The sequence below is a fragment of the Campylobacter sputorum genome (genome assembly GCF_002220775.1).
GTDB lineage: Bacteria > Campylobacterota > Campylobacteria > Campylobacterales > Campylobacteraceae > Campylobacter_F > Campylobacter_F bovis.
This window is the reverse complement of sequence record NZ_CP019685.1, coordinates 1488174-1506370: the sequence shown is the minus strand read 5'-3', so window position 1 is coordinate 1506370 and position 18197 is coordinate 1488174. Positions and strand designations below refer to the sequence as shown.

Annotated in this window: 16 protein-coding genes and 1 pseudogene; 12 read left to right on the top strand and 5 right to left on the bottom strand. The window is 31.3% G+C overall.

The window, feature by feature from the left end; all coding sequences use genetic code 11:
* Window position 1 precedes the first annotated feature (1 nt).
* From dcuC to CSPB_RS08960, 5 genes and pseudogenes are all read left to right on the top strand, one after another.
* Window positions 2-1306 carry a C4-dicarboxylate transporter DcuC gene (dcuC, locus tag CSPB_RS07570; RefSeq protein WP_089193766.1) on the top strand — a complete coding sequence of 435 codons (1305 nt, stop codon included), beginning with the start codon at window positions 2-4 and terminating at the stop codon, window positions 1304-1306.
* Window positions 1307-1316: 10 nt separating this feature from the next.
* Complete coding sequence (pepT, locus tag CSPB_RS07565) at window positions 1317-2540, top strand: peptidase T (RefSeq protein WP_089193765.1); 1224 nt, start codon at window positions 1317-1319, stop codon at window positions 2538-2540.
* A gap of 131 nt (window positions 2541-2671) precedes the next feature.
* Window positions 2672-3186 (top strand): annotated as a pseudogene (locus tag CSPB_RS07560) (PAS domain-containing protein).
* Between the two features lie 9 nt (window positions 3187-3195).
* Window positions 3196-3327: a hypothetical protein gene (locus CSPB_RS08930; RefSeq protein ID WP_256363465.1), complete on the top strand. Its 132-nt coding sequence runs from the start codon at window positions 3196-3198 to the stop codon at window positions 3325-3327.
* 17 nt (window positions 3328-3344) lie between these two features.
* A complete protein-coding gene (locus tag CSPB_RS08960) occupies window positions 3345-4460 on the top strand; it encodes a methyl-accepting chemotaxis protein (protein ID WP_151899147.1) in 1116 nt (371 codons plus the stop codon).
* A 43-nt stretch (window positions 4461-4503) separates the two neighbouring features.
* Here the strand turns inward: CSPB_RS08960 and cuyB are convergent, their stop codons facing one another.
* The 5 genes from cuyB to nrfH all read right to left on the bottom strand — a co-directional run bounded on the left by cuyB (window position 4504) and on the right by nrfH (window position 10527).
* Window positions 4504-5187 (bottom strand): cysteate racemase, encoded by a 684-nt coding sequence (gene cuyB, locus CSPB_RS07550; RefSeq protein ID WP_089193764.1) that lies wholly within the window; start codon window positions 5185-5187, stop codon window positions 4504-4506.
* A gap of 43 nt (window positions 5188-5230) precedes the next feature.
* Window positions 5231-6577 carry an anaerobic C4-dicarboxylate transporter gene (locus CSPB_RS07545; protein ID WP_089193763.1) on the bottom strand — a complete coding sequence of 449 codons (1347 nt, stop codon included), beginning with the start codon at window positions 6575-6577 and terminating at the stop codon, window positions 5231-5233.
* A 56-nt stretch (window positions 6578-6633) separates the two neighbouring features.
* Complete coding sequence (locus CSPB_RS07540; RefSeq protein WP_089193762.1) at window positions 6634-8043, bottom strand: aspartate ammonia-lyase; 1410 nt, start codon at window positions 8041-8043, stop codon at window positions 6634-6636.
* A 283-nt stretch (window positions 8044-8326) separates the two neighbouring features.
* On the bottom strand, window positions 8327-10009 hold the full coding sequence (locus CSPB_RS07535; protein WP_089193761.1) for an ammonia-forming cytochrome c nitrite reductase subunit c552: 1683 nt from the start codon (window positions 10007-10009) through the stop codon (window positions 8327-8329).
* 20 nt (window positions 10010-10029) lie between these two features.
* Window positions 10030-10527, bottom strand: a complete 498-nt coding sequence (gene nrfH / locus CSPB_RS07530) for a cytochrome c nitrite reductase small subunit (RefSeq protein ID WP_089193760.1) — start codon at window positions 10525-10527, stop codon at window positions 10030-10032.
* A 174-nt stretch (window positions 10528-10701) separates the two neighbouring features.
* Here nrfH and CSPB_RS07525 point away from each other — a divergent pair, with 174 nt between their 5' ends.
* From CSPB_RS07525 to CSPB_RS07495, 7 genes are all read left to right on the top strand, one after another.
* The gene (locus tag CSPB_RS07525) at window positions 10702-11670 is read left to right on the top strand and encodes a putative transporter (protein ID WP_089193759.1); all 969 of its coding nucleotides are present in this window, start codon (window positions 10702-10704) and stop codon (window positions 11668-11670) included.
* Window positions 11671-11742: 72 nt separating this feature from the next.
* Window positions 11743-12534 carry a M48 family metallopeptidase gene (locus CSPB_RS07520; RefSeq protein WP_089193758.1) on the top strand — a complete coding sequence of 264 codons (792 nt, stop codon included), beginning with the start codon at window positions 11743-11745 and terminating at the stop codon, window positions 12532-12534.
* A 4-nt stretch (window positions 12535-12538) separates the two neighbouring features.
* A complete protein-coding gene (locus CSPB_RS07515) occupies window positions 12539-13201 on the top strand; it encodes a 4Fe-4S dicluster domain-containing protein (protein ID WP_089193757.1) in 663 nt (220 codons plus the stop codon).
* A complete protein-coding gene (locus CSPB_RS07510) occupies window positions 13201-15147 on the top strand; it encodes a proton-conducting transporter transmembrane domain-containing protein (protein ID WP_089193756.1) in 1947 nt (648 codons plus the stop codon). Before CSPB_RS07515 ends, CSPB_RS07510 begins: the two co-directional genes overlap by 1 nt.
* A gap of 8 nt (window positions 15148-15155) precedes the next feature.
* Window positions 15156-16073 (top strand): respiratory chain complex I subunit 1 family protein, encoded by a 918-nt coding sequence (locus CSPB_RS07505; RefSeq protein ID WP_089193755.1) that lies wholly within the window; start codon window positions 15156-15158, stop codon window positions 16071-16073.
* A 1-nt stretch (window position 16074) separates the two neighbouring features.
* Window positions 16075-16722 carry a hydrogenase 4 membrane subunit gene (hyfE, locus tag CSPB_RS07500; RefSeq protein WP_033916786.1) on the top strand — a complete coding sequence of 216 codons (648 nt, stop codon included), beginning with the start codon at window positions 16075-16077 and terminating at the stop codon, window positions 16720-16722.
* Between the two features lie 3 nt (window positions 16723-16725).
* The gene (locus CSPB_RS07495; RefSeq protein WP_089193754.1) at window positions 16726-18192 is read left to right on the top strand and encodes a proton-conducting transporter transmembrane domain-containing protein; all 1467 of its coding nucleotides are present in this window, start codon (window positions 16726-16728) and stop codon (window positions 18190-18192) included.
* Window positions 18193-18197: the final 5 nt, after the last annotated feature.

Sequence of the window (18197 nt, the reverse complement as noted above, 5' to 3'; positions counted from 1 at the left end):
TATGGAAACATTAAGACTATTTTTGTCGCTTGTTGGTATATTTGCAGTTGTTTTTTTGCTTATTAAAAAACACGACACAAAAACTGTTTTAATAGGTGTTGGATTAATACTTTGTGTGATTTGTTTGCAGCCAATGAGTGCATTTGCAGCTTTTACAAAGTCAATGACAAATGCAAATTTGATAAAGGCAATATGTGCTAGTATGGGTTTTGCTTATGTTATGAAAGTTACAAAATGTGATCAACATTTAGTGGCTCTTCTTACAAAACCTATAAAAAATTTAGGATTTTTTTTAATTCCATTGACCACAATTTTGACATATTTTATAAATATTGCCATTCCATCAGCTGCTGGGTGTTCTGCTGCTGTTGGTGCAACTTTGATACCTCTTTTGATGGCATCAGGTGTTCGCCCTTCTATGGCTGCAGCTTCTGTGCTTGCTGGAACTTTTGGTTCAGTTTTAAGTCCAGGTGCATCACATAATATTTATGTAACTGATTTAGTTGTAAAGTCTGGAAATGCAGCTTACACCGTTCAAGATGTTATAAAAGTTCAGATGCCAAATGCTTTTGTTTCTCTTGTAATAGTTGCTATTTGTATTTCTATAATGGCGATAATTTTAAAAGATTATGATAAAACCAAAGATTATACAATCAAGGCTAATGCTAAAGATGAAGGAGTTATTAAATCAAATGTTATTTATGCATTGATGCCTATAATTCCACTTGCTATTTTGGTAATTGGTGGAACAGGCTTAAGTGATACTCAGTTTTTGAAATGGACAAAGATGGGTGTTGCTGAGGCAATGATTTTGGGTGCTATTATATCTATTTTTGCCACATGGACAGATCCACAAAAAATCACTAAAGAGTTTTTTAATGGTATGGGAAGTGCGTATGCTGAGATAATGGGTATTATCATAGCTGCTAGTGTTTTTGTTGCTGGACTTACAGCTTGTGGAGCAATAGAGTGGGTTATAGAGTTTTTGAAAAGCGAACAAACTTATGTTAAATTTGGTGGAACTTTTATACCATTTATAATGGGAATTGTTACTGGCTCAGGCGATGCTGCAACAATGGCATTTAACGCTGCCATTACAGTTCATGCAGCTGATCTTGGTTTTGCACAAGATAAACTTGGAATGGCTGCTGAGATCGCAGGAAGTCTTGGAAGAAGTGCTTCTCCGATAGCTGGTGCTTGTATAGTTTGTGCAGGAATTGCAATGGCAAATCCAGTTGAGCTTGCAAAAAGAACATTTTTGGGAATGTTTATTTCAACAGTTGTAATAGCATTTTTTATACTCTAAAGGATAAATTTTGGATATTATAGAGAGATTTTTAAATTATACAAAGATCAATACCACTACAAATAGAGCAAATGGTGCAGATGGCATAATGCCATCTAATCCTAGTGAATTAGAACTTGCTAAGTTTATAAAAAGCGAATTAGAAGGTTTTGGTATAAAAGATATTAGATTAGATGAAAAATCCATTTTGATAGCGAAAATCCCAACAAATTCTAAAAAATCTCTGCCAAGTATCGCATTTTTTGCTCATCTTGATACTAGCGCGGAACAAAGTGGAGATACAAAAGCTAAAATAGTCCGTAATTACAGCGGTGGAGATATAGCTTTAAACAAAAATATAAGTTTAAAGGTAAATGAGAATCCAGAACTAAAAAATTATATTGGTGATGATATCATAACAACTGATGGAACTAGCTTACTTGGAGCTGATGATAAGGCCGCAATTGCGGCTATTGTGGATATGGCTGAGTATTTTTGTTTAAATCAAGATATAGAGCATGGAGAGATAGTAATATGCTTTTTGCCAGATGAAGAGCAGGGTTTAAGAGGTGCAAAAGCTCTTGATGTAAAAGATATCGGTGCTGATTTTGGTTATTGTTTGGATTGTTGCGAAATAGGCGAGTTTATATATGAAAATTGGAATGCTGGAGATTGTGAGATAGAATTTATAGGTGCTTCAGCTCACCCTATGAACGCAAAGGGTAAGCTTATAAACTCTCTTTTGATGGCTCATAAGTTTATTTCGCTTTTGCCAAGTGGCGAAGCACCAGAATATACAGAAAACAAAGAAGGGTATTTTTGGGTAAAAGAGTTAAGTGGGAATAGTGCCAAAACCATATTAAAAATAGATATTAGAGAATTTGATGAAGTTAAGTATCATCAAAGAATGCAATTTTTGCAAACTATGGCTGATTATTTTAACAAAATTTATGACAATAGAGTAAAAATTACTTTAAATGATAGATATAAAAATGTTTTTAATTATTTAAGCTTAGATCATATGGCTATAAATTTGCCGCTTCAAGCTTTTAAAAATTTAGGAATATCGCCAAAGATAAAGCCTATGCGTGGCGGATATGATGGTGCTGTAATTTCTCAAAAAGGAATTGCTACTCCAAATTTATTTACAGGTGGACATAATTTTCACTCTATTTATGAATACATTCCTGTAAATTCTCTAAAAATGGCTAGTGAAGTTATAAAAGAAATTGTAAGGTTAGCTGCTAATAGATAAAATTTATTATTGATAATGAAATTCTTAAATTTATAAAATAATGTTTAAATATTGTTATATTTTCGTTTCCTAGTAAATTTGCTAAATTTGTCTAAATTGGTATAATTATATTAAATTTACTAGGAGAGTAAATGGCAAATTTAGATACTACAGCTTTTCAAAAAGAGGTTGATGAAAATGCTTTTTTAGTTTCAAAAACTGACATACATGGTCATATAACATATTGCAATGAGCCTTTTTTAAAGATAGTTGCAACAACTGAGGAAAATATTTGCTTGGTAAACCACACAACATTATAAGACATCTAGATATGCCAAGAGTTGTTTTTAAAATTTTGTGGGAGCATATAACAAAGCAAAATGAAGTTTTTGCTTATGTCAAAAATAGAAGTTTTGATAATTCTTATTACTGGGTTTTTGCAAATATTACAGCCTCAGTTGATCAAAGTGGAAAAACCATAGGTTATTACTCTGTTAGAAGGAAGCCAAATAAAAAAGCATTGGATATCATAATTCCTCTTTATAAAGAGCTTTTAAATGCTGAAAAATCAGGTGGAATGGAAGAATCACAAAAACTTTTGGATAGCATGCTTGCACAAAAAAAATTAAGTTATGACGAGTTTGTAAACAACCTACAAAGACTATAAAGGAAAATTATGTTTTTTAAAAAAATACCTTATTATGATGAAATTTTAAAGGTAATTGAATCTGCTAGAAATGGTATTTTAGAGCCTAGAATAACAGGTATTAATCAAAAAGAATCTATGGCAAAGATAGCAATGGGATAAATGATGTTTTAGATCAGATGGAAGCTTTGCAAAGAGAAATGTCAACATGTGTAGATCACGCAAATAAGGGCATAACATATAGAAATATTTTTCAAGATGGATTTAGAGGACTTTTTAAGAAAAATGCCATTTTTATGAAAGATGGAATTGATGGAATTACTGCTGGTATAAAAGGTAAAACTAGGGGCATTTTATCTGAAAAATTTGAGCAACTTGGTAATGGAAATAAGGGAATTGATGATATTCAAAAGGATTTAAATTTAAGTATAAAAGAGCTTTCAAATATGACAAATATGGCAAATAATACTGCAAAAAATGCAAATGAAACTATGAGTGATTTAGAAAACTTAAATGAAAATGTTATATTGCTTACAGATCTTATCAACAATTCAACCCAAGAAATAAATGCATTAGCAAATAAAACAAATGAAATTTCAACTATTATAGAGTTGATACAAGATATCGCAGAACAAACAAATTTACTATCTTTAAATGCTGCCATTGAATCCGCAAGGGCAGGCGAAGCTGGTAGAGGATTTGCTGTGGTTGCTGATGAGGTTAGAAAATTAGCTGAAAATACTCAAAATGCTATAGTTGAGATTAGTTCTAATATAAAAGAGTTGCAAGAAAAGACGAATGGTTTAAATGAAAATGCTTCTAAGATAGATAAAATAGCACAAAATGCTAATGAAAGTGTTAGTAAATTTAAAGACACTATGGATAAATTTAATATAGATGCTAACAAAACATCAAAAAATTCAAGATATGTCGAAGATAAAATTCTTAGTATAATAGCAAAAATTTCTCACATAGTTTATAAGGTGAAGGCGTATTCTAGTGTGGTAAACGAATCAGATAAATTAGATGAATTACAAAGCATTTCTAATAGTATAAAAGCGTGGTATTTCCAAGATTGTAAAGATAAATTTGGTAATACTAAAACTTATGTAAAACTGCAAACTCCTATAGAAAATTTTATCTCTTTGATAGATCAAAATTTAAATGATGCTAAAAATGGATATAGTGATAGAAATATAAATATATTTGTAGATAAATTTGAAAAAGTTGAAGCTCTAAATAGTGAAATATTTAAACTTTATAATCAAATGGTAGAAGAAAAAACCCATGGTTAATTTTTATAAGAGAGATTTTTTCTTTTGATGTTGAATATAAAATTTATTTTCCTAGGCTAAATTTTACCATTGTTTTAGCAAGTTCAAGTGTCGCATCTATAAATAAATCTTTTTTATTACAATATGGTAAAAGTAGTGGTATTTCGGTGCAAGCAGCTATATAAACATCTGCTTGTATATTGTCTATTGTATTATTAAAAATATCTACATACTCATCTGTTTTATTTGCTTTTACGCCTTTGTATATACAATCCATTATATTTTGCATATTTTCATCGCTTATTTTAACACATTCATATCCAGAAGAAATTAGATTATCTTCATAAATTTTAGCTTTTGTTGTGCCTGTTGTGGCAATAACCGCTATTTTCTTAGCATTTGGAAATTTAACTTTTATAGCATTTACTGCATTTTTTGCTATGTGTATTAAATTTACACCTGTTTCATCTACTAGCTTTTGTGCAAAAAAATGAGCTGTATTACAAGCCATACATATAGCTTCACATCCTGCTTGTTTTAGTCTTAATGCACTTTCTTTTAGATATGGATATGGATTTTCTTTATTATCAAGTATATAAGCGGTTCTATCTGGAATTTGAGGATAATTATCTATAACTATAGGAATGTTGTCTTGATCTTTGTTGGCATTTGTTAATTTGACTATTTTTTCAAAAATATCTATAGTTGCAAGCGGACCCATACCGCCAATAATACCAATTCTTTTCATTTTAATGACCTTTTTTTAAGGAGAGTTACCTCTCCTTAAACTTTTAAAGTAAAACAGGTGCTAGTATAAAACCAAATGCAACAGAAAATGCAATGGCTAAAATACCAGGTAAAAAGAAAGGGTGGTTAAATACAAATTTTCCAATCCTTGTTGTTCCTGTATCGTCCATTTGAACAGCACCTAATAAAGTAGGATAGGTTGGTAAAACAAATAAAGCCGAAACAGCAGCAAATGAAGCTACCAATATGTAAGCATCACCGTTATTTGTAGCATTAAGCCCAAGAGCAACAATAACAGTTGGGATTAACGCTTTTGCAGTTGCTGCTTGAGAATATAAAAGCATGCTAGCAAAAAATAGTGCTACTGATAATAAAACTGGATAATCTCTAACTAAATTTCCAGCAAAATCCTTAATTTCTTGTGTGTGATTTGAAACAAAAGTATCTCCAAGCCAAGCAACACCTAAAACACAAACGCAAGCAGTCATACCGCTTCTAAATGTGCTTTGGAGTGGAATTTTGTCAATGTCAATTTTGCAAAACATAACAATTAAAGCACCAATTGTTAGCATTATGCTCATAATAGCACCATCTCTAGGAAGTTTAATATCTTTGATTAATGCAAATTGTGGGCTAATAGCTGAAGCATAAAGCACAACCACAATAACACCGACTAAGAAAATAAGAACAGATGTTTTTGCACCTTTTGGAAGTTCTTTGTAGCTTCCCTCCATTTGAGGAGCTTCTACTAAGCCTTTATTTAGTCTATCAAGATAAACTGGGTCGTTATCAAGTTTTAAATTCCAAAATAAGTTCATTATAAGTGCAGTTACCATACAACCTAAAAATGTTGTAGGAATCCAAATTGCAAGTAAAATAGGATATGAAATTCCTAGTCCCCCAAGTGCTTTATCTCCGGCCATAAATATAACAGCAGCAGATACTGGACTTGCAGTGATGGCAATTTGAGAAGCTACAACACCAATGCTAAGTGGAACTGATGGTTTTATATTTTGACCTTTTGCAACTTCAGCAATAACTGGTATCATTGAAAAAGCAGTGTGTCCAGTTCCTGCAAATATTGTCAAAAAGTATGTAACTGTTGGTGCTAAGAAATTTATATATTTTGGATTTTTACGAAGTATTTTCTCAGCTATTTGAACCAAATAATCAAGTCCGCCAGCAACTTGCATAGCACCAATTGCTGATATAACAGAAGCTATGATTAAAATAACATCCCAAGGAATACTTCCAGCTTTTAACCCAAGACCAACTGATAAAATTATAACGCCAATTCCGCCAGCATAACCTATACCTATACCGCCTAGTTTAACGCCTAAAAATATCGCTCCAAGTAAAACGATAATTTCTAAAATAAGTGAAATGTCCATTATTTATGCTCCTTAAAATTTAATAGTGTGAAATTTTAGATTTCAAACTTTTTTAATTATTTTCCAGTATGTGACATATGGGGGTTAAGCATATTTTTTGGATCTAAAATTTTATCTATTTCAGCTTTAGATAAATAACCTTTTTCTAGGCAAATATCCCCTACTGCTTTACCTGTTTGTAATGCTTCTTTGGCAATACCTGCTGATTTTTCATAACCAATATATGGATTAAATGCTGTTACTATACCAACTGATCCAAGAACTGATTTTAAGCAAGCTTCTGGTTTAGCTTCTAGATGTTTGATTGCTTTATCAGCGAGTGTGTTCATAGCATTTTCAAGTATTGTTATAGAGTTAAATAGTGCATAAGCAATACCTGGTTCAAATGCATTTAACTCAAATTCGCCTCTTTCAGAGCAAAGCATAATGGTTACATCATTTCCCATAACCTCATAGCAAGCCTCACCTACAACTTCGCAAATTACAGGATTAACCTTTCCTGGCATAATTGAACTACCAGGTTGCATTTTAGGAAGCTCAATCTCTCCTAGACCACATCTTGGGCCTGAGTTCATAAGCCTTAAATCATTTGCAATTTTGCTTAGTCTTACAGCTGCTGTTTTCAAAGTTCCGCTAACTTGCACAAAATCGGCTGTATCTTGTGTAGCAGCTATGAAGTCGCTAGCTGGTTTAAATTCGCTTCCTACTATTTCAGTTAGTTTTTTGTGAACAGCTTTTTTATAATCAGGATGGCAATTAATTCCTGTTCCTATAGCTGTTGCACCCATGTTGAGATATGACATATATTCTCTTGCTTTTGTGATTTGCTCTATACTATCTTTTATATAAGTCGAAAATGCGTTAAATGTATTGCCAAGAGTTGTAGGGACAGCGTCTTCTAGCTCTGTTCTACCCATTTTAATCATATCTTTATAATCTTTTGCTTTTTTATCTAGTTCGTCTTGCAAATGTTTCATGGCTTTAAGAAGATCTGTTAATTTTGCATAAGTAGCTACTTTAATTGAACTTGGATAAGTGTCATTTGTGCTTTGACCTAAGTTTGTGTGATCATTTGGATGAAGATATTTATATTCGCCTTTTTTATGTCCCATGCTTTCTAATGCAATGTTTGTGATGACTTCATTTGCATTCATATTTGTAGAAGTTCCAGCCCCACCTTGAATCATATCAACTACAAACTGATCAGCATATTTGCCAGCAATAATTTCATCGCAAGCTTTTGCGATAGAATCTGCTAATTTTGAATCAAGAACTCCAACTTCTTTGTTTGCTAAAGCCGCTGCTTTTTTAATTTGTGCAAAAGCTTTCACAAAAAATGGATAATCACCAAATGTTCTTCCTGTCATATGGAAATTTTCAACAGCTCTAAATGTTTGAACTCCATAATAAAATTTGTCATCGATTTCTAGTTCGCCTATAAAATCATGCTCTTTTCTTGTTGCCATAATTTCTCTCCTTGTTTTGAATTTGATCTTGCCCGAATTATACACTATAAAATATAAATATAAAATTAAAAAATTAATTTTAATTATTTAATATTTTATAAGAAAATAATATTTCTTTAAGCAAAAAAGGATTAGAATTTAGCCCCTTAAATTTACAAAAATATATTAACCAAATAGTAGAAATTTATAGTAAAGCATGCTTTGAAATTAGTAACTTAGGTTAACCAAGATGGTTTAAGAAATTACCCAAAATAAATTTTGGGTAATTTTAGTAAGTGTAGAATTATTTAAAATTTAAATTTTTAATATCTTGATCTAATTTTAATAACTCATCTGAAGGCGGTGTTGCCACAGGAGCTTTGTGAGAAGTAATTTGCTCAGGAGTTGCAGGCTTATTAGCTATTTTTGTTAAATTTATACTTACGCCATATTTTGAAAGTGCGTTTGCTAAATCAAGCTGTCCTTGTCTTGCGTATTCTTGGCATTGACCTATTATCCTAGTTGCTTCGCTTGGTGCATGGAAGCCATAACTATTTTCACTAAATGCAAAATCCCATCTAATGTGAGCTTTTCTATGCATTTTTAGCGCATCTTTTAATGCTTCACTAATAGCAGCTTTTTGCTCATCTGGATTTAAATTTATAAATTCAGAATGTTTGGCAAGTTCCCCTCTACCTGTTTTAATGTCTGCAATAAGCGATAAAAGTGAATTTTCACATTTTCTTAACTCATAAGAGTGGCGATTTTGTATAAATTCGATTCTTTGTGCTAACTCTTTTGTATCTTGCATATGGCAAGTTTTACAACTTGCTGTTAAATCAGCATAAGGGGTTTGGACTGTATGGTTAGTAACTTTTTGTGCACCTTCTCTTTTATAAGGCATATGGCAATCAGCACAACTTACACCATTTCTTGCGTGAATTCCTGATGAGCTTAGCTCTGCTTCAGGATGTTGCATTTTTACTATAGATGCATCTGTTTGTTTGTGTTTATAATCGAATTTAAAACTTTCATTTTCAAATGCTTCATCATAGTATTCATCAAACATTTCTATCTTAAATGGCTCGTCTTTTGGCCATTTTGACCATGGGAAAGTTAGAGTTGAGTCTTTTCCTTGGAAGTAGTATTCGACATGACATTGCATGCAAACATAACTTCTCATTTCAGCCCTAGTTGCTTTTATACCGCTTTTGACATCAGCTTCATATCCTCTTTGAACCATTGCATTTACAAATGCAGGTCTTGTAACTCTTAAACTCATATCATCAGGATTATGGCAATCAGCACAGCTACTTCCTAAATGTGAGCCTTCGATTGCATCTTCGCCGTGTTTGTTTGCAACCATTTTCATAACATTAAAGTATGGCATTGAGTTCATTTTTGTCCAAGCTGCTTTTTTTACCGCACCATTTTCTTTATCAATATCAAAAAAGCCCATAGGATTATTTGCTGCTTCAACTGGATTTTCACTTAAATGATAATCAGGGTCATTTATGATAGCTGTTAAATGTCCTGTATGGCAGTTAACACAGGCACCTGGTTGACCTTTAAATTTAGGAAGACCATGAGAGTTTAAATACTCTTTATCATTTCTTTTTGTTTCTATTTGATCTATTTGCGAGTAGTAATGTAATCTTGGTCTATTGTAATCAACCGCAAAAGCATATCCATCCCAAAAAACAGTTGCAGCTGGCCATCTTATAAGTTTGCTATATGGCATAGAACCGGCAAATGGCGTCTCAAAGTTGATATCCCTCATAGCTATAAAACTATCAAATTGTGAAGGAAAATTTTTACCCCATTTTTCTATATCTGGATCTAAGTCGCTAACTTTATGAAGCATCATAGGGTATTGTCTTTCTTCAGCTTTTTTCTCGCCAATATCTGCAAAAAGAGCAAACATAGCACCGCCTAATATAACTGCGATTAAAAACGCAATTGTAAAAAGTATTCCATTTTTTTTCATTTTATCTCCTAAATTTTTTATTAGTAATTATGTGCATGACCAACTGATCTATGGCAACTTACGCAGTTAAGCGGCTCATTTCCAGGAGCACTTGCTTTCATAGTTGCATCTATAGAATGTGCGGCATACTCTTTGTGGCATGACATACAGTTGTTTTGTATGATTTTCTTACTTTTTGGTGTTGGACTAAAAGAAACGGGATTATCTTTAAATGTAACTGCATATCCGTGATGAAGCCCACTTTCTGCCTTCATCATCCATTTTCCTATGAAATCATGCGGAACATGACAATCATTACAGGTTGCGACATGTTGATGTCCACCTTTCATCCAGCTTTCATACACTTGATTCATAACATGGCAGTTTTTACAGGATGTTGGATCATTACTCATATATGAAAATCCTTTGGCATACACAAATGTAAAAAGCCCATGCCCTATAACCACTCCAAAACTTATAATAAGAATTAAAATGGCAAAAAAAGATGGGTAGTTTTTGATTTTTTCAACTATACTCAAAAAACCTCCTTTGTAGATTTTATTAATTTTGTATTGTATTATAATTTATTATAAAATTAATTGATATTAATCAATATTTTTTTAAATTTAAACAACTAGCAATGTAAATTTGCGATTAAATACAATATTTATAACAAAAATTGTAAAATTATGGTTTTTATTTTAAGGAATTTAATGTTTCGTTCATTTTTTGCAAATAAAAAGTGGTTATTGTGGTCTTATGGTGGTGGATTATTGCTTGTAATTCTTCTTTATGCACAAGTTCAGTGTAATGTAATGATAAATGAATGGTATAAAGACTTTTACGATATGATGCAAAATATATCTAAACACACAATTGATGAGTATTGGGCGCAGGTTAGAAGGTTTTTGTATATTGCAATGCCTTATGTGATAATCGCTACTTTGACCCAGTATTTTACGAGCATATACACTTTTAGGTGGCGTGAAGCGATGACATTTGATTATATAAATCAATGGAGAGGCATAAAAAAAGATATAGAAGGTTCATCGCAGCGTATTCAAGAAGATATTTATAGATTTGCAAAAATTGTAGAAAGCTTAGGTCTTATTTTTATAAAAGCTGTTATGACTTTAATAGCTTTTTTGCCTATACTTTGGCATTTAAGTGATGGGCTTAGTATACCATTATTTGGAGATACAAAAGGTTCTTTGGTTTGGCTTGCTTTGATTGTCTCAATTGGCGGTATAATCGTATCTTGGTTTGTTGGTATTAAACTTCCAGGGCTTGAATATAATAACCAAAAAGTTGAAGCAGCATTTAGAAAAGAGCTTGTTTATGCAGAAGATGATAAGAAAAATTATGGAGATATAAGCACTTTAACTGAACTTTTTACTGGACTTAGATTTAATTATCATAGACTGTTTTTACATTATGGATATTTTAATATTTGGCTTTATTCTTTTGAACAATTTATGGTTATAGTTCCGCATCTTTTTATGGGAACTTCGCTTTTTAGTGGAGCTATAACTCTTGGCATTTTGATACAAGTTTCAAATGCTTTTTCGCAAGTTAGAGAAAGTTTTTCTATATTAGTAAGTAATTGGACAACTATAACAGAATTAAGGTCAATTCATAAAAGGCTTAAAGAATTTGAGTATAATATCAATTATAAACGATAATTTAATAAAAAATATTTGCTAAAGCTTTAAAATGTTAGAATACGCAAATTTGAAAATTTTAGGAACAAAATTATGAGAAAAATTATCATTGTTTTGCCATTTTTGATTTTATTATTTGCTGGATGTAGTAGTTCTACAAGTGCTGGAATGGTTGGCATTGATAGAAAGCAGCTATTTTTAATAAACGAAAATGAGATGAATCAAGGTGCTAATCAAGCTTACTTAAAAGTTCTTCAAGATGCAAAATCAAAAAATGTATTGAACAATAATAATCTTACAACAAAAAGAGTAAGAGATATAGCAAATAATTTAATATCTCAAGTTGGAGTTTTTAGGCAAGATGCATTAAATTGGGATTGGCAAGTAAATGTTATAAATCAACCTATTTTAAATGCATGGTGTATGCCTGGTGGAAAAATAGTTGTTTATGATGGAATCATTACAAAGCTAAATTTGGATGATGATGAACTTGCTGCAATTATAGGTCATGAGATGTCTCATGCACTAAGAGAACATAGTAGAGAACAAGCAAGTAGAGATAGGATAAAACAACTTGGAATTTTTGCTATATCTCAATTTAGTGGAATTGGTGGAAATTTAGCAAATGTTGCAGCTCAGTATACTTTTGTCTTACCTTTTTCAAGAGAAAATGAAGTTGAAGCTGATAGAATAGGTATAGAGCTTGCCGCAAGGGCTGGATATGATCCAAATGGAGCTGTTAGATTATGGCAAAAAATGGTTGCAGCTAGTAGCTCATCTCAACCAGAGTTTTTGTCAACTCATCCATCTCCGCAAAGCAGGATAGAGGATTTAAAAATAATAGCTAAAAAAATAGAGCCAATTTATAAGGCTAATAAAAGATGATAATATGTCAAAAATAAATAAATTTGTTATAACAAACCCAGAGTTATGTGTAGCTTGTAATGCTTGTATGAAAACTTGCGTAAAAAATGCTTATATCAGAGGAAGACTAGCTAAAAGTAGATTAGATGTTTTAACGCTTGATAGTGGAAAAATGCCAAATCAATGCAGACAGTGTGATGATGCACCATGTGCAAATGTATGCCCAACTTCAACTCTTCGCATAGTAAATAATTGTGTTGAGGTTCATGAAGAACTTTGTATAGGTTGTAAGCTTTGTACTATAGCCTGTCCTTATGGGGCTATAGAAATAAATGGTGAAATTCAGCCATCTATAAAAGATGAGGCAGAGATAAATTTGGAAGTTGGCTGTGTTAGTGGTTTAAAAAGTATAGCTTTAAAATGTGATTTGTGTAGTGGAAGAGATGATGGTCCAGCTTGTGTAGAAATTTGTCCAAAAGGAGCTTTGGTGTTTGTGGATCCTATAAACGCTGAGGCTAAATTTGGTAAAAAATTAAAAGCCGATATGAGTGGGTTTTTAAAGAAAATACTTCCAGAAGTGGATATACAAAATATACCAGTTGTAGAGCCAAAAAAGCCTAAGGTTGTAAAAGAAGCAACTGAAGATAAATCAGAAGAGCCTACTAAAAACAATAATGGAGAAAACTAATGCAAAATATATATTTACTACTTTTTTGTATTTCTATAGTATCGATTTTACTATATAAAAAACCATTATTATCTCAAAAAATAGGCTTTTGTGCAACATCTTTAGTAACGCTGTATGGTGCTATATATTTTTTTATAAATTTAAATCAAGTTATGAGTTTTGAACTTTGTGGAAATTTCATATCAAATCCTAAATTTAGACTAGAACCGCTTGGGAATTTCTTTAGCTTTGTTATATGCTTGATATCTTTTGCTGTATCATTATATAGTATAGAATATGCTAAAAGTTATGTAAAAAAAGCAAATTTGGCGGTATTTACATCTTTATATAGTGCTTTTGTGTTATCAATGCTTTTAGTTGTAGCCAGTGATGGAGTTTTTTCATTTATGCTTTTATGGGAGCTAATGACGCTGATTTCTGCATTTTTGATTATGATAAATGAGCAAAAAGATTCTTCAAGAAGTGTTATGATATATCTTGGCATATCACAAATAGGTGCATTTTGTTTGATGATGGCGCTTATTATAATGGGAAGTTTGGCTGGAAGTTTTGAGTTTTCTAAATTTGGAAATTTAGAATTGTCAAGTTTTTCTTGTTTTGGTATTTTTATTTTACTTTTTATAGGATGTGCTTCAAAAGCTGGTCTTTGGCCTTTTCATGTTTGGCTTCCTCTAGCTCACCCAGCAGCACCATCAAATATCTCTGCTTTAATGAGCGGAATTATGATAAAAGTTCCGCTTTTTGCATTTATTAAATTTACACTAATGCTACCTATATCAACTTATTTTGCATATATATTAATATTTTTTGGAGCCATAGGTGCTGTTTTTAGTGTATTATATGCTGTATTTTCAAGCTATTATAAAGTAGTTACTGCTTATAGTTCATCAGAAAATATCGGTATAATTTTTCTAGGTCTTGGAGTAGCTTATTATGGTATTAGTCAAAATTTGCCTTATGTAACTCTGATTGGTTTTATAGGTGTTCTTTTTCATATATTAAACCATAGTGTTTTTAAGTCTCTTATATTTATGCTTTGTGGAAATATTTATCACGCAACACATTCAAAAGATATGAATGATCTTGGCGGTCTTAGTAAAAAAATGCCAGTTAGTGCAACACTGTTTTTTATAGCCACACTTTGTGTTTGTGCAGTGCCACCATTTAATGGCTTTGCAAGTGAGTGGATAATATATAAAAGTTTTATAGCAAGTGGTGCAAATAATGGCATTGGAGTTAGGTTTTTTTCAATGCTTGGTATAGTTGGATTAGGTGTTGCTGGAGGGCTTGCTATAATGGCATTTTCAAAAACTTTTGGAGTGATATTTTTAGGGTATGCTAGAAATGAAAATATAGCTCAAAATGCAAGAGAAGTTAGTAAGATAATGCTTTTTCCGCTTATACTTTTAGCTATTATAGCGATTTGTCTAGGTGTATTTATGATAAATGTTGTAAAAATACTTTTAGATGTTGTGGATTTTAGTGTAAATTTAAGTGTAGAAAATTTATCAACAAAAGATTTTGTATTATTACCTCTATTTTTAGTAGTATTATCTATATTTTGCATAATCCCATTTTTACTTTTTGTTATATTAAAAGCAAACAATTCTCCGCATAGAATATGCAAACCATGGGCTTGTGGTTTTATTTATAATAAATCAATGCAAACAAACTCAGATTCATTTACAGGAGATCTTAAAAAAGCACTTAGATTTTTATTTAAAAATAAGCGTGAAATTGAGATTGATGGATACTTTTCTAGGGTTAAATACACAAGTAAAATGTATGATTTAATATGGGATAATGCATATAATCCTGTTATTAAATTTTGTGTATTAGTAGCTGATAAGATTGGTATATTTCAAAATGGCAGAACAAATTTATATGCTGTTTATATACTCTTGTATCTTTGTTTGATGGTTGTTTTTGTGTATCACTATTTGTAAGGAAAAATATGGATTTTTTATTAATACTTTTACAGCTTTTTACAGCTTTTTTAGTAGCGCCTTTATTTGATGGAATAGCTAGAAAACTTAGGGCTAAATTTCAATCACGCATAGGACCAAATATTTTTCAAACATATTATGATATTTTAAAGTTAGCAAAAAGAGGAAGAACGAAGCCAGAATGCTCAAGTTTGATATATCAAATTTCGCCATATTTGCTATTTTTATCAAGTGCAATGATGTTTTGTTTATTGCCAGTTACTTATGGAGCTGATTCGCCTTTTGCTCGTATTTCAGATGTTTTGCTTTTTATATATATTGCAGCTATGTTTAGATTTATTTTTATAATATCAGGCATAGATACCGGAAATGCTTTTGGGGCAGTTGGTTCAAGCAGAGAAGCTACTATTGGGGTATATTCTGAGTGCATAGTTATAATGTGTCTTGTTGTTGTTATGCTTGGCATTGGAACTTCAAATTTAGTAGAAATTTCAAATGCAATTAGAGCTGGCGAGTATGGATATTTCATACCATCTTTTGCTATAGCTTCAACTGCATTTATATGGATGATGTATGTTGAGACAGGCAGAAAACCTTATGACTTAGCAGAAGCAGAGCAAGAACTTCAAGAAGGAGTTTTAGGTGAATACAACGGAAAAGATCTTTCTATAATGGGACTTTCTTTAATGCTTAAACAGTTTAGTATGCTCGGGCTTTTTCTTGTTATTTTTGAGCCTTGGAATTTTGATAATCCGATATTAGCTCTGATAGTTTTTATATTAGAGATTGGAATTTTATATGTTTTAGTTGTTTTTATAGATAACTTTGGACCAAGATTTACTATGAGTAAGGGTGTTAGAAAAACGCTTATTTTCCCATTTGCGATAGCTTGTAGTGCTATTTTTTGTTTTATACTTGGAGTTTAGAATGGTAAATTTGATAAATATTTTAGCTATATTAATGATGATAACGAGCTTTTGTGTATTTAGCTTAAGAAAATATAATCAAAGTATAAAAATGTATGCTTTTCAAACGCTTATACTTGTTAGTATATTTGTATGTCTATATTTTAAGTACGATGCAAAAGAGCTTATAATATGGGCAATAACAGCATTTTTTATAAAAGTAGTTTTTGTTCCATGGTTTTTATTAAGACTTGTTAAAAGAATCGGCGTTATAAATGAAGTTGAACCAGTTGGCGGATTTTTTATATCGCCAATCATCGCACTTAGTTTTTCTTTAGCGGTTTCTATGATGTTATATAAGGTTTTCATGGAGTTTTCTATATTTAAAGAAAGTATTTCTATGTTTGGAGCATCTTTTATATTTATGATAGGTGTTTTTGGTTTTATACTAAGAAATTCTTTTATAAAGCAGATTTTATCTTATTGTTTATTTGAAAATGGAATTCATCTTAGCCTAGCACTTATGGCATATAATGCTCATGAGATAGTTGAAGTTGGGATTTTAACAGATGCTGTATTTGCAGTCGTAATAATGGGAATTTTAGCTAAGAGGTATTATAAAATATATGAAACACTTGATACATCTAAGGCTATAAATTTAAAAGGTTGATAAATGAATATTTTATTTTTGATTTTGATTTTACCAATGATATTTGGTGTAACTATGTTTTTTTCGCCTTTAAATTTTAGAGTTTTACAAAATTTACATATAGCATTTAATACCTTGATATCGGCTTTTTTGTTATGTGCTGTTGGTCTTGTTGTAAAAAATGGTTATATTTCTTATTTTAACGAGTTTTTATTTTTAGATTCTCTTGGAGCTATATTTTTATCTTTGATTGCAATAACTGGCTTTTTGGTTAATCTTTACATGAGCTCATATATGAAATGGGAAATTGAAGCTAAGCATATAACATTACGCCAGTTAAAAAACTACTTTTCACTTACTTTTATTTTTACTTTCACAATGACTTTAAGTGTAGTTTGTAACAATATCGCATTTATGTGGGCAGCTATTGAAGCAACAACTCTATCTTCTGTATTTTTAGTTGCTTTAAATAAAGATAAAAAATCAACTGAAAGTGGGTATAAATACATAGTAATATGCAGTATTGGATTGGCATTTGCACTTTATGCGACAATTTTGCTTTATTGTGCTGGAAACAATAATATTAGCGGCGATAGTATGCTTTTTACAAATTTACTTAAAAATGCTGAAAATTTAAATCAAGACGCACTTAAACTTATTTTTATATTTGCATTAATTGGCTTTGGAACAAAAGCCGGTCTTGTCCCAACTCATACTTGGCTTCCAGATGTCCATGCACAAGGGCCTGCACCAACTTCTGCTTTGTTATCTGGAATTTTATTAAAATGTGCAATGCTTGGTCTTATAAAGTATTATGCAATTGTTGGAAAAGGTATTGGGTTTGATTTCGTGCAAACTATAATGGTTGTTTCTGGTCTTATTACACTTTTTGTTGCAGGATTTTTTCTTATACGTCAACACGATGTAAAAAGAATGTTTGCTTATCACTCTATAGTTCATATGGGCGTTATTGCATTTGGGCTTGGAGTAGGCAGTTTTATAGGTATATTTGCAGCTATTTTTCACTGTATGGCACATAGTTTTACAAAGGCTTTAGCGTTTTGCGTAACTGGAAATATGGCAAAAATTTATGGAACAAAAGATATGACTAAGATGGGTTCAATGATAAAAATGGCTCCACTTACAACAGTTTTGTTTGGTATATCCATATGCTCTTTGGTTGGTGTACCAGGATTTGCTATTTTTGTTAGTGAGTTTTGGATATTTAAAGCAGCTGCTTTAAATTCGCAATACATTTTAATGATTCTTTTTGCGATTGCTTTAGCTATTATTTTTATTGCAGATTTTTCACACTTTTTTCTAGCTAGTTTTGGTAAGGTAAATGGTGAGATAAAATATGCAAAAGAGATGACATTGACTGAAAATTTATCACTTATTTTACTTGCTTTGCTAGTAATATCTTTTGGTATATGGCAGTTTGATGTTTTTATGGAACTAATAAATAACAGCGTAAAAATAATAATGCGTTAAGGAAA